This window comes from Streptomyces sp. YGL11-2 (assembly GCF_050054615.1).
In the GTDB taxonomy this organism is placed as follows: Bacteria; Actinomycetota; Actinomycetes; order Streptomycetales; family Streptomycetaceae; genus Streptomyces.
Genome location: NZ_JBNHIN010000010.1, coordinates 140944 through 153579, shown reverse-complemented (window position 1 = coordinate 153579; position 12636 = coordinate 140944). Strand labels below are relative to the sequence as shown.

Below are 12636 nucleotides of genomic sequence, written 5' to 3'. Positions count from 1 at the left end.
CGCCCTGCGAGGTTGCCGCCGGTTTGCCGGTCCGCGAGGGGGGTGCACCGGTGCCGATCCGGTGAACGGTGCGTATCTGGCGCGTTCCGGACGGTCGCACACCTACATAGGTGGCCACTGCAACTAACCGGGCGTACGGTGATCACGCGGGCCGCCGACGGGAGTGCGGCGGCCGGCCGCAACCGAAGGAGGAGCCGCGACCATGTGCGGAATCACCGGATGGATCTCCTACGACAACGACCTGACGACGCAGCGCCCCACCCTTGAGGCGATGACCCGGACCATGGCCTGCCGCGGCCCGGACGCCGGCGGCGTCTGGCTCGACACCCACGCCGCGCTCGGCCACCGCCGGCTCGCCGTCATCGACATCGACGGCGGCAGACAGCCCATGCAGGTCGACCGCGACGGCCGCACCCTGATCGTCACGACGTACAGCGGCGAGGTCTACAACTACCGCGAACTGCGCGCCGAGTTGGAGACCCTCGGCCACACCTTCCGGACCAGCAGCGACACCGAAGTCGTGCTGCACGCCTACCTCCAGTGGGGCGAGGCGTTCGCCCAGCGCCTCAACGGCATGTACGCCTTCGCCCTCTGGGACCCGCGCACCGAGGAACTCCTGCTGGTACGCGACCGGATGGGGATCAAGCCGCTCTTCTACCACCCCACCCGCGACGGCGTCCTCTTCGGCTCCGAACCCAAGGCGGTCCACGCCCACCCCGACATACGCCCGGCCGTCGACGCCGAGGGTCTCGCCGAACTGATCACCTTCACCAAGACGCCCGGCCACGCCGTCTACAAGGGCCTGCACGAGGTCCGCCCCGGCCACCTCGTCCGGGTCGACCGCAACGGCGTGCACGTCAGCCGCTACTGGGCCCTGGAGGCCCGCGAGCACACCGACGACCTCGACACCACCGTCGCCCGCGTCCGCGAGCTGCTCGACGACATCGTCGCCCGCCAGCTGATCGCCGACGTCCCGCTGTGCACCCTGCTCTCCGGCGGCCTGGACTCCTCCGCCATCACCGCGCTCTCCGCCAAGGCGCTGGCCGCCCAGGGCAGCGGCCCGGTCCGCTCGTTCGCCGTCGACTTCACCGGCTACACCGAGAACTTCACGCCCGACGACCTGCGCGGCACCCCCGACGGCCCGTACGCGCACGCGCTGGCCGAGCACGTCCGCTCAACCACCACGACATCGTGCTGGACACCGCCGCCCTGATGGACCCCGGCCACCGCGGCGCCGTGCTCGCCGCCCGCGACCTGCCCAACGGCTTCGGCGACGGCGACACCTCCCTCTACCTGCTGTTCAAGGCGGTCCGTGAGCAGTCCACGGTCGCCCTCTCCGGCGAATCCGCGGACGAGGTGTTCGGCGGCTACCGCTGGTTCCACGACCCGGAGTCGGTCAACGCCGACACCTTCCCCTGGGTCGCCGCCGGCGTCTCCGGCCGGTTCGCCGGCGGCGACGCGGTCCGCGAGGCGCTGCTCGACCGGGCCCTCCTCAAACGGCTCGACCTGCCCGGGTACGAGCACCGCCGCTACCGCGAGGCGCTCGCCGAAGTCCCGTACCTGGACGGCGACACCGGCCACCAGCGCCGGATGCGCGAGGTCAGCTACCTGCACCTGACCCGCTTCGTGCAGATCCTCCTGGACCGCAAGGACCGCGCCAGCATGGCCGTCGGCCTGGAGGTCCGGGTCCCGTTCTGCGACCACCGGCTGGTCGACTACGTCTTCAACACCCCCTGGTCGATGAAGACCTTCGACGGCCGCGAGAAGTCGCTGCTGCGCGCCGCCACCCGCGACGTCCTGCCCGACCTGGTCGCCGACCGCGTCAAGAGCCCCTACCCCAGCACCCAGGACCCGCACTACAACGAGGCGCTGCGCGCCGAGCTGAAGGACCTGGCCGCCGACCGGGACGCCCCGGTCCGCCCGCTGCTGGACTCCGGAGCGCTGGCCGAGGCCACCGCCGACGGCGCGCGCAACGACATCCGCCCCGGCGCCGAACTCGCCCTCGGCATGAACACCTGGCTGCGGACCACCGGCACGACGCTGGAGCTGTAGGCAGGCCGAGGCGTCCCACCTCACGGCACGGTGGCCGCTCCTGACGCACAATGGATGCCACAAAACCGCGCACCCCGCGAGCCCGGGCCCGCGCACCCGCCGCCCGCGCCACCACGAGTACCAGGAGTGCCACCGTGTCCCCGCAGACCCTGACGATCACCATCGACCCGGCGGCGGCCGAGGCCCCGTTCGAGCAGGTACGCACCCAGATCGCCGACCAGGCCAGGGACGGCGGTCTGCCGGTCGGCTACAAACTCCCCACCGTCCGCGGCCTGGCCGAAGAACTGGGGCTGGCCGCCAACACCATCGCCAAGGCGTACCGCGCCCTGGAGACCGACGGCGTCATCGAAACCCGCGGGCGCAACGGCAGCTTCGTCGCGGCGGCCGGTGACGCCGCCGACCGGGAGGCCGCCGCGGCGGCCGACGCCTACGCCCGCCGCGCCCACCGCCTGGGCCTGGACCGGCATGCCGCCCGCACCGCCGTCGAGAACGCACTGCGCGCCGCGTACGGAGCCGATGCCTGACGCGGCGCCCGCCGGGCGCCGCGCCGCGCCTCCTGACGGAAGGACCCGCCCATGCCCAGCCGGCACGCCCTCGTCCGCCGCCCCGGCCCCCGCCTCGCCGAGGGCCTGGTCACCCATGTCGACCGGCGGCCGGTGCACCCGGCGCGGGCGCTCGCCCAGTGGGAGGAGTACGTCCGGGTGCTGCGCGACCACGGCTGGCGGATCACCGAGGTGGACCCCGCCGACGACTGCCCGGACGCGGTCTTCGTCGAGGACACCATGGTCGTGTTCCGCAATGTCGCCCTGCTCGCCCGCCCCGGCGCCGACTCCCGCAAGCCCGAGGTCGCCGCGGCCCGTGCGGCGGCCGAGGCGCTCGGCTGCTCGCTCAACGAGATCCGCGCGCCCGGCACGCTCGACGGCGGCGACGTCCTCAAGGTCGGCGACACCGTGTACGTGGGCCGCGGCGGCCGTACCAACGCCGAGGGGGTGCGCCAACTCCGTGCCGTCTTCGAGCCGTTGGGTGCCCGGGTGGTCGCCGTGCCGGTCAGCCGGGTGCTCCATCTGAAGTCCGCCGTCACCGCCCTGCCCGACGGCACCGTCATCGGCTACCCGCCGCTGGTCGACGACCCCGCCGCGTTCCCGCGCTTCCGGCCCGTCCCGGAGGAGGCCGGTGCGCATGTCGTCCTCCTGGGCGGCGGCCGGCTCCTGATGGCCGCCTCGGCGCCCCGCACCGCGCGGCTCTTCACCGACCTCGGCTACCTGCCCGTGCCCGTGGACGTCGGCGAGTTCGAGAAGCTGGAGGGGTGCGTGACCTGCCTGTCCGTACGTCTCCGTGACCTGTACGCCTGAGAGCCGGCGGGCCCGCTGCGGAAACGGTGCATATGATCGCTGACAGGGCTTGACCCGGCCGGCGTCGGACAGGGGACGCGGATGGACCCTTCCTCCAGGAGACTGCCCTGGTACGTCGCGACCGTGCCGGTCGCGCTGATCGTCGCCGGGGCGGTCGGGGACGCCCTGACACCGACGGAGTACGCCGGGGACGCGCTGCTGTCCGCCGGCGTCATGGTGACGGGCGCCCTGTTCTCGCTCCGGCGCACCATCGCCGCCGGCGCGGCCATGGTCCTGATCGAGGTGGTACTGACGATCAGGGACGGGTACTTCGGCCGCCCGGTCGGCACCCGCACCCTGATCAACGTGGTGCTCATCGCGCTCGTCGGGGTCGGGGTGAACCGGGTGGTCGCCCACTACGGGCGCCGACTGGAACGGGTCCGTTCCGTCGCGGAGGCCGCCCAGCGCGCCGTACTGCCCCAGCCGCCGGCGCGGATCGGCCCGCTGACCGTCGCGGCGGTCTACCACGCGGCGGAGGTCGAGGCGCAGATCGGCGGGGACGCCTACGCCGTGCAGGACACGCCCTACGGCACCCGGCTGCTGATCGCGGACGTGCGGGGCAAGGGGATGGGCGCGGTCGGCGTGGTCTCCGTACTGCTCGGCACGTTCCGCGTGGAGGCGGACCGGGCGCCCGACCTCACGGCGCTGGCCGGGGCCCTGGAACACGCCCTGCTCAAGGAGGGCTCGCACCGCGAGGAGGCCGTCCGGACGGAGGGGTTCGTCACGGCCCTGCTCGGTGAGATCACCCCGGGCGCGGACCGCGTACGGCTGCTGAACTGCGGCCATCCCGCGCCTTATCTGCTCCGGGGCAGCGCGGTGTGCGCGCTGGATCCGGCCGACCCCGGCCTTCCGCTGGGCATGAGCGGACTGGGCGTGCCGCGGCCGCAGCCGGACACCTGGCCGTTCCCGCCCGGCGGCACCCTGCTGCTGATCACCGACGGCGTGACCGAGGCCAGGAACCGCTCCGGACAGTTCTACGAACCGGCGGCCGGACTCGGCGGCCGGGGCCCGTTCCGCCGGCCGGACCAGGCCATCGACGCCCTCCTCCGCGACGTCGAGCACTGGACCGGCGGCCCCCGCGACGACGACATGGCGATCCTGGCGATCACCCGGAGCGCCGGGGAGCCGTACGGGGGCTGACAGGGCGAAGGCCCGGGACGGCCGCCGCCGCGCTAGAGGTACAGCCCTGCGTCCGCGCCCGTGTCCTGGGCCGGGACCGAGGCGGGCCGGGTGCCGCGGCGCAGCGCGTAGAGCTCGGCCAGGGTGGCGCCGTCGCGGCCGATGCCCTCCTCCGTGCCCAGCCAGCCGACGGCCTCCCCGCGGGTCAGCGGACCGACCTCGATACGGGCCAGGCAGCGGCCGGGGCGGACCACCGCGGGGTGCATCCGCTCCAGGTCCTCGTTGGTGGTGACGCCGACCAGGACGTTGCGGCCCTGGCCCAGCAGGCCGTCGGTGAGATTGAGCAGCCGGGAGAGCGCCTGGCCCGCGGTGTGCTTGGCCTCGCCGCGGATCAGCTCGTCGCAGTCCTCCAGGAGGAGCAGCCGCCAGCGGCTCCGGCCGGTGACGTCGTCCTCGCCGATGGCGATGTCCATCAGGTAGCCGACGTCGTTGAAGAGCCGCTCCGGGTCGAGTACGCAGTCCACCTGGCACCAGTCGCGCCAGGACCGGGCGAGCGTCCGCAGCGCGGAGGTCTTGCCCGTACCGGGCGGGCCGTGCAGCAACAGCAGTCGGCCGGCGATCTCCTCGGGCGCCACCTTCATCAGCCGGTCCATCGCGTCGGCCACCGGCGCGGTGTAGTTGGGGCGGATCTCCTCCCACGTGCCGGCGGTGATCTGGCGGGAGGTGCGGTGCGGGCCGCGGCGCGGGGAGAAGTACCAAAAGCCCATCGGGACGTTCTCCGGCTGCGGTTCCGGTTCGTCCTCGGCGCCGTCCGCGGCCTGCGCCAGCACCTTCTCGGCGAGCGCGTCGGTGACGGCGGTGACCGTGACGTCGGCGCCGCGGTTCCAGCGGGAGACCAGCAGCGTGAAGCCGTCGCCCTCGGCGAGTGTGGCGCTGCGGTCGTCGTCGCGCGCCGCGCGCAGGATCCGGACGCCGGGCGGCAGCAGCGTCAGCCCGGCCCTGACCCGGTCCACCGACCGGCTGCGGGCGTACGGCTGCTCGCCGTTGGCGAAGCGCCCCAGGAACAGCGCGTCGACGACGTCGGACGGCGAATCGCTGTCGTCCATCGTGAGCCGGAGCGGGAGCGATGCCTCGGTGGGGGAGGGCTGGACGTGATCGGCACACATGCCGCCATGATCCGCCACCACGGGCCGCCGCGTACATGGATTATCCGGCGTTGCCCGGCACGTGCCGCACCGCCGGGCACCCGGCCGAATGTCCGTCCGAATACGGCGGATCCGGCGCCGGATACGCCCTCGGTGCGCCCTGGCCGCGCCGGACCCGGCCGCCCTACTGTGGTCCGTCGTGCGACGTCGTGCTGGGGAAGGTCAGGGCCGCCCGGGGCATCCGGCGCACCGCGGCCGGCTCCGTCGGATCGGCCTACGGGCCGGTGCGGCCCTGCACGGGCGGCGGGGTACGGCCGTCGGGGTCGCGGTGGTGGTCGGGCTGGCGGCGCTGGCGCTGCTGCTGGTGATGTGCGGGAGGGGCGGTGAGCGCGGGATGTCGCAACGGGCGGCGGGGCCGGTCGTCGGATGGGGCTTCACCCATACCCAGTTCAGCGCGGACCGGGGGAGCGGCACCGCCACGGACCGGGTCACCCGGCTGCTGTCCGGCACCCCCATGCCGCAGAACCAGCACATCATGGGGTGGGGCGCGGACAGCCCCGAACCGAGCCCCGGACACTACGACTTCGCCGATCTGGACCGTCGCATCGCGCTGATCCGGCGCTCCGGCGGCACGCCCGTGCTGACGCTGTGCGGCGCCCCCGACTGGATGAAGGGCGGCCGGTCCGGGAGCACCGACTGGAGCAGGCTGGAGCAGGCCCCCGATCCGGCGCACTACGCCGACTTCGCCGCGCTGGCGGGAAAGATCGCCCGCCGGTATCCCGAGGTCCGGCACTACCTGGTCTGGAACGAGTTCAAGGGCTTCTTCGACGACCACAAGGGCCGCTGGGACTACGAGGGTTACACCCGGCTGTACAACCTCGTCTACCGGGAGCTGAAAGGGGTGGACAAGGGCATCCAGGTGGGCGGGCCGTATCTGGTGATGGACAGCTACCTGCCGGGGGACCGGACGTACGCGTCCGAGGTCCAGGGCCCCTGGGGGAGCCTCGACCGGCGGACGGTCGACGCGCTCCGCTACTGGAACCGGCACAGGGCGGGGGCGGACTACGTCGTCGTCGACGGTTCCAGCTACACCAAGGACGGGCACTACGCGCAGGACGACCCCTTCCTGGCGACCCGGAAGTTCGCCGACGTGGGGCGCTGGGTGCGCAAGGAGACCGGGCTGCCGCTGTGGTGGGCGGAGTGGTACGTGGAGGTGGGCGAGGAGGAGGGCGCCCGGCACGACCCCGGATGGAGCGGGCCCGAGCGGCTCGCGGTGCGGGCCGCCGCGCTGATGGAGATGGCGGCCGGGGGCGCGACCAGCGGGCTCTACTGGAACCCGGAGAGCGAGGACTCCGACGCCCCGTGTCCCGGTTGCCTGTGGAGCAGTACCGAAAAGGACGGCGGCGGGCGGGAGTTGCCGATGCTGGACCTGCTGATGCGGTTCTCCCGGGCCTTCCCGCCGGACGGTCGGGTGCGCCCGCCCGTCCGCACGGTGCGCGGCGGGGAAGCGGACCCGGCGGTCCTGGTGCTCGGCGGCGACCACACGGTCATGCTCGTCAACACCGCGGACCGGCCTGCCACGGTGACGGTGGAGGGGCGGACGGTGACGCTCGACGCCTACGCGGTGCGCTGGCTCGACCGCCGCTCCTGACCCCCTCGCCGCACCCCCGGTGTCCCTCCCCGGCGCCCGCCGCGACGGCTACGACATCGTCGCGAAGCGCTGGACCAGCGACGCCAGGAACACCACCAGCAGGGGCAGGGCGAACCAGAACAGGCCCTGGAGCCGGTGGAGCCGGCGCTCGCCGGGCGGGGCGGCGATCCGCAGCACCTCGCGGGCGGACAGCAGCAGGACCACCGCGAGCGCCGCCAGCGCGCCGAGCACCGACCACGGTGTCCAGGTCACCAGCGGTCCGGCCGGGCCGGGGCGGGGGGAGGGGACCACACCCGGCGGCCGGCGGGTCAACTCGTAGACCGCCGCATGGGCGTTGGACACCACCCGGCGGAGATCGGGGCGGGCGTCCAAGGCGGCGCGCAGCCGCTGCTCCCAGTGCTCCCCGAAGCCCGAGTCGAGCCGCAGCGACTCGGCCTGGGCGTGGTTGACGACCAGATACGACTGCGGGCCGGCCCTCCGCAGGGCGTCGAGCACGGGGGCTACTCGGGACGGGTCGCGGGGGGCCGGCACCGGCTGGTACTGGACCCGCTCCATGTCCCGTGCGCCCCAGGGGAGTTCCGGGGTCACGCTGGTGGCGGGGTCGGGGCTCAGCCACAGCAGGCGGGCGGTGGGCCGGTCGTGGGCGTAGACGTAGTCCATCGCCGCGACCTCGCCGGGCCTGACGCGTTCGAACGGCTCGTTGCCCCAGCGGGCGACGAGGAAGCCGAACGCCAGCAGCAGTCCCGTCAGCAGGGCGGCGAGCGGACCGAGGGCGGCGCGCGGGCCGCCGTGGGCCGCCCCGGCATCGCGCGGGAAGAGTCCCAGGGCCGCCAGCACGCAGGCGCCGGGCAGCGCGAACAGGAAGACCCGGAGCGCCATTTCGCCGCCGTAGGACTGCATGCCGAAGCCCAGGAACGGCACGGCGGTCAGGACGAGGAGCGAGCGGTCCGCATAGCCCGCCGCCCGCCGGCGCAGTATCCCCCAGCAGGCCAGCGCCAGCACGCCGCCGGCCAGCGCCACCCGGGTGTAGAGCACCAGTTGGTGGGTGGGGTCGCCGCCGATCCGGTCGGTGACGGACGAGGCGACGTTGCCGCCGACGCCCCCGAGGCCGCCGAACAGCTCGTCGAAGTGCCCCGACCAGTACGGCTCGGCCAGGAACCCCACCCACGCCGCGACCAGCACCCCGCACAGCAGCGGCAGTCCGCGCAGCTCCGACCGGCCGGCGAGCACCAGCACGGTCAGCACCCCGAGCATGACGAAGGGGGTGAGCTGGTGGCCCGCGACCGCGGCGGCGAAGAGGGCGACGAGCACCGCGAGCAGCGTCACCCGCCGGCCGCGGCCGGCCGGGGCGGTCGCCGCCTCGCCCGGGATGCGGTCCCCCGGGGACGGCGGCCCCGGCGCGCGGAACCACACCAGCAGGATCGCCGTGAACACCAGGTAGAGGAGATAGGTGAAGCCCTGCGGTGAGAAGTAGTCCTGGCCGACCCAGCCGCACAGCGCGAACAGCCAGGCCGCGCACCACTTCGCCCGCCAGCTCGCCCGTACGGCCCGCAGGAGCAGGAACAGCGGTGCCAGGTAGAGGAGTTCGAGGACCGTCGGCCACCAGCGCAGCACCTCGGTGAAGTCCGTGACGCCGCATGCCCCGGCCAGGAACCGGGCCCCGGCGAAGAACCCCGGCCAGCTCCAGCGGGCGTCCAGGTCCGGTACGGCGGTGCCGGTCCGCCCCAGGTAGTCGAGGAAGCCCAGATGCTGCCAGGCGGTGGGGAAGCGGGGCACGCTCTCCAGTACGGCCGGGAGGGCGTGCAGCGAGAACACCGTGAGCAGCAGGACGCTGGTCAGCAGCACGGGGCGCGGCCGGGGCAGCCACAGGGCGCAGCCGTACGCCGCGATCAGCAGGGCGACACCGGCCAGGGAGGCGGCCGGCAGCACCGAGAGCGGCCCGAGGCCGCCCATCCGGTCCAGATCGGCGTCGCCCATACCGTCGAGCGGCAGCCAGTACAGCGCGAGGGCTGCGCCCGCCAGCACCGCGACGCCCAGCGGCAGCAGGCGCCCCCGGTCGCCGCGCGGCTTGTGGGGCGTCGACTCCGGCTCGGCCCGGGGCGCGTCCCAGGACGGCCCGTCCCCCTGGTCCCCGTACACCGCCAGGTCTGCCAGGTCCCCGTCCGGCGCGACCGCCTGCACCGGCGCCCGGACCACCGCCGCCCTCGGCCGCCCGTCCAGCCCGCCACCCGCCTCCCCGCGCAGCACCCGCCGCAGCCGCACACCGGCCACCGCGACGATCACCGTCAGGCTGGTGACCTCGGCGAGCCCCGCGCCGGTCAGGCCCGTCCGCGGCAGCAGCACCACGGTCAGGCCGAGCACCAGGACGCACAACAGGCCCTGGAGACCGGCCAGTCCGGAGGTCCGGTTCTGTGCGCGCAGCACCGCGAAGTGGACCTCCATGACGACCCGCAGCGCGGCCCCCACCGCGCACCAGCGGAGCAGCGGGGTCGCCGCCTCGGCGTACTCCGGGCCGAAGACCCCCAGGACCTGGGGCGCGCCCACGAACAGGCCGACGCAGACCGGGAGCATGATCCGGGTCATCCGGCGCAGCGCGGCCCGGGTGTTGTGGGCCAGCCGGGCCGGGTCGTGGGCGCCCTCGACGGTCAGCGAGGCGCCCATGTTGAGGGCGAGCAGGTTGACCGTGCCCGCGATGGTGGTGGTGATGTAGAAGTAGGCGTTGTCCGCCGCGCTGACCTGCGCGGCGACCAGGACCGGAACGAAGTAGACGACGGCCAGCGAGAACAGCGAGCCGGTGCAGTCGCCGGCCAGGAAGCGGGCCATCTGGCGCAGCGTCGGCGGCCGGGCGCCCGGCCCGGTGGCCCGTACGTGCCCGGGTATCAGCCGCCGGAAGACCAGCCGGCCCAGCGGGAGCACCGACACCGCGATCGCCGCGGCCCAGGAGACGAAGACCCCGGCGGCCGGCAGCGCCGCCGCGAAGACCACCAGCAGCCCCAGCTTCACCGCCGAGAACGCGACGTTGCCGACCGGCACCCACAGCGCGCTGCGCAGCCCGGTCAGCACCGCGTCCTGAAGGGTCAGCAGCGACCAGGCGACCACCGCCGCGGTGAAGCCGAGGCCGCCCCAGGGCCCGTGCAGAAAGCGGTAGGACGGGCCCCACTCGTCGAGGGTGAGCAGGAAGGCGGCCGCGGCGAGGGCCACCACGGCGGCGCTGCCGGCGTAACTGCGCCGCACCAGGCGGGCGGTGGTGTGCCCGGCGACCGGGATGAAGCGGGCGAGCGTGCCGGTCAGCGTCACCGCGGTCAGCCCGGCCAGCAGCTTCATCGCGGCGATCGCCGCCGAGCCCTGGCCGACCGCGTCCGCCGTGTAGTAACGGGCGGCGACCAGCCAGAACCCGAGGCCGAGCAGCCCGGAGACACCGGTGTTCAGCATCAGCGCATAGGCGTTGCGGAAGAGCGGGCCGTGCCCGCCCCGCCCTGCGGCGCGCCCGTCGCCCGCCCGCTCCGGGCCGGTGCGCTCCTCGGCACACGTGGTCGTGTCAGTCACGCCGGACCGCCTGCCGGGTGCGGCGCACCATCGCGTACCCCTTGGTGAGCACCCGGTCCCGGGCGAACGCCCGCCCGATCCCGCGCCCTTCGACGAGCCGGGCGAACTCCTCGATGCCGGTGTGCCGCCGGACGGTCAGCCGCGCCAGCGCGTACGGCCCCTGCCGCGGCTCGGCGAGCGCGTTGCGCACCGCCAGCGCCTGCCGGAAGCCCAGCGCCCGCACCGTCCGCCGCACCCGCCCGCTGGAGTGGCCATACGGGTACGCGAACGACTCCGGCGCCGTCCCGGTCTCCTCGGCGATGATCTCCCGGCAGCGCGCCACCTCCTGCCACAGCCGCTCCTCGCCGACCGCGTCCAGCGATGGATGGTGGTGGCTGTGCCCGCCGATCTCCACGCCGGCCGCGGCCAGTTCCCGTATCTCGTCCCAGCCGAGCATGGTGTCCGGCGCGCTCCCGGTGGCGTGCCGGCCGCGCAGCCAGCCCGTCGCGGCGAAGAGGGTGGCCGGGTAGCCGTGCCGGGCGAGGACGGGCAGCGCATGGCGGTGGACGCCCGCGTAACCGTCGTCGAAGGTGATCAGCACCGGCCGGGACGGCAGCGGGCCGCCGTCCCGCCAGGCCGCCGCCAGCGCGCCGGTGGTCAGCGGCGTGAAGCCGCGGGCGGCCAGCACCGCCATCTGGTCCGCGAACGCCTCGGGGGTGACCGACAGCTCCCTCATGGCGGGCACCGGGGCGAGGGTCACCGCGTGGTACATGAGGATCGGCACCGGGGTCGTGGTGTCGGCTGCCCCGGTGGAGTCCGTTCCCGCGCCGGGGGGTCTCATGCCGCCGCCTCCCCGTGCGCCGGCGCGGTCGGGGCGGACGGAGCGGTCGGCGGTCCCCCGACTCCCGTACGGGGGACCGCCGTTGACCGGTACCGCAGCCTGCCCACCGCATAGCCGCCCGCCGCGGCCGTCGCCCCCGCCACGATCGCACCGGCCCGGCCGAGCCCGCCGGGCCGTCCCAGCAGGGCGTCCCCCAGACCGCGCAGCACCCCCGCGGGCAGCACTCGGGCCGTGTGGCGGCGCTCCGCCGCCAGCCCGTCCCGCGCGCCGACGCTCCGCGCCACCAGCGCCTTGGACAGCCCCTCCGCGTAGGCCCGACCGCGGAAGTAGCCGAAGCGCTCCCGTTCGGTGGGCACCCGGTGGTGGATGACCGCCCGGTCGTCGATCAGCAGCACCGCGTCCGGGAGCGCCTGGGTGATCCGGATGCACAGCTCGGTCTCCTCGCCGCCCAGCGGACGCCGCCCGGCGTCCCGGCCGATGCCGGTGGTGAACCCGCCGACCAGGTCGAACACCCGGGTGCGGAACGACGCGTTGCCGCCGAGCACGTTGCGCACCCGCACCTTCCCCGGCGGCAGTCCGCGGTAGGTGCACCCCACCACCCAGTCGAACTCGGCGGGGAACCACCGCGGCCGGCGCCCCGACGCCCACACCGGTTCGGTACGCCCGCCGACCGCCTGCACCGCCGGGTCCGCGTACGCCGCCGCGAAGTGCCGCAGCCAGTGCCGCTCGGCCACCGCGTCGTCGTCCAGGAACGCGATGACGTCGCCGGTGGCCGCGGCGATACCGGTGTTGCGCCCCGCGGAGAGCCCGCGGGGCCCCGAATTGGCCATGATCCGCAGGGGAGTCGGGGACGCGGGCCGGCCGCCCGCGTCGCCGAAGTGCTCCCGCAGCCGCGCCAGCAGCGCGTCGTGG

The 12636-nt window shown here is 74.7% G+C and carries 8 protein-coding genes and 1 pseudogene; 5 read left to right on the top strand and 4 right to left on the bottom strand.

Annotation, left to right across the window (positions count from 1 at the left end; translation table 11 throughout):
- Positions 1-202: 202 nt before the first annotated feature.
- From asnB to ACO1BR_RS14255, 4 genes and pseudogenes are all read left to right on the top strand, one after another.
- Positions 203-2052 (top strand): annotated as a pseudogene (asnB, locus tag ACO1BR_RS14270) (asparagine synthase (glutamine-hydrolyzing)).
- A gap of 134 nt (positions 2053-2186) precedes the next feature.
- On the top strand, positions 2187-2576 hold the full coding sequence (locus ACO1BR_RS14265; RefSeq protein WP_426795428.1) for a GntR family transcriptional regulator: 390 nt from the start codon (positions 2187-2189) through the stop codon (positions 2574-2576).
- Positions 2577-2627: 51 nt separating this feature from the next.
- A complete protein-coding gene (gene ddaH, locus ACO1BR_RS14260) occupies positions 2628-3404 on the top strand; it encodes a dimethylargininase (protein WP_426795427.1) in 777 nt (258 codons plus the stop codon).
- An 81-nt stretch (positions 3405-3485) separates the two neighbouring features.
- Positions 3486-4583, top strand: coding sequence for a PP2C family protein-serine/threonine phosphatase (locus ACO1BR_RS14255; RefSeq protein ID WP_426795426.1), 1098 nt, complete (start codon positions 3486-3488; stop codon positions 4581-4583).
- A gap of 32 nt (positions 4584-4615) precedes the next feature.
- Here the strand turns inward: ACO1BR_RS14255 and ACO1BR_RS14250 are convergent, their stop codons facing one another.
- On the bottom strand, positions 4616-5728 hold the full coding sequence (locus ACO1BR_RS14250; RefSeq protein WP_426795425.1) for a DUF5925 domain-containing protein: 1113 nt from the start codon (positions 5726-5728) through the stop codon (positions 4616-4618).
- Between the two features lie 178 nt (positions 5729-5906).
- On the opposite strand from ACO1BR_RS14250, the gene ACO1BR_RS14245 reads away from it, so the two are divergent.
- Positions 5907-7358 carry a xylan 1,4-beta-xylosidase gene (locus ACO1BR_RS14245; protein ID WP_426795424.1) on the top strand — a complete coding sequence of 484 codons (1452 nt, stop codon included), beginning with the start codon at positions 5907-5909 and terminating at the stop codon, positions 7356-7358.
- A gap of 48 nt (positions 7359-7406) precedes the next feature.
- Here ACO1BR_RS14245 and ACO1BR_RS14240 read toward each other — a convergent pair whose 3' ends face one another.
- From ACO1BR_RS14240 to ACO1BR_RS14230, 3 genes are all read right to left on the bottom strand, one after another.
- On the bottom strand, positions 7407-10904 hold the full coding sequence (locus ACO1BR_RS14240; RefSeq protein WP_426795423.1) for a lipopolysaccharide biosynthesis protein: 3498 nt from the start codon (positions 10902-10904) through the stop codon (positions 7407-7409).
- Complete coding sequence (locus ACO1BR_RS14235; RefSeq protein WP_426795422.1) at positions 10897-11724, bottom strand: polysaccharide deacetylase family protein; 828 nt, start codon at positions 11722-11724, stop codon at positions 10897-10899. Before ACO1BR_RS14235 ends, ACO1BR_RS14240 begins: the two co-directional genes overlap by 8 nt.
- Positions 11721-12636 (bottom strand): glycosyltransferase family 2 protein (locus tag ACO1BR_RS14230; RefSeq protein WP_426795421.1); only part of this gene is annotated, 916 nt, incomplete at its 5' end. The genes ACO1BR_RS14230 and ACO1BR_RS14235, both read right to left, overlap by 4 nt.

What these genes read in the sequence shown, in the direction of transcription:
- ddaH (WP_426795427.1), top strand. Translation starts at nt 2,628, where the DNA reads ATGCCCAGCCGGCACGCCCTCGTCCGCCGCCCCGGCCCCCGCCTCGCC.
- ACO1BR_RS14255 (WP_426795426.1), top strand. Translation starts at nt 3,486, where the DNA reads ATGGACCCTTCCTCCAGGAGACTGCCCTGGTACGTCGCGACCGTGCCG.
- ACO1BR_RS14250 (WP_426795425.1), bottom strand. Translation starts at nt 5,728, where the DNA reads ATGTGTGCCGATCACGTCCAGCCCTCCCCCACCGAGGCATCGCTCCCG.
- ACO1BR_RS14235 (WP_426795422.1), bottom strand. Translation starts at nt 11,724, where the DNA reads ATGAGACCCCCCGGCGCGGGAACGGACTCCACCGGGGCAGCCGACACC.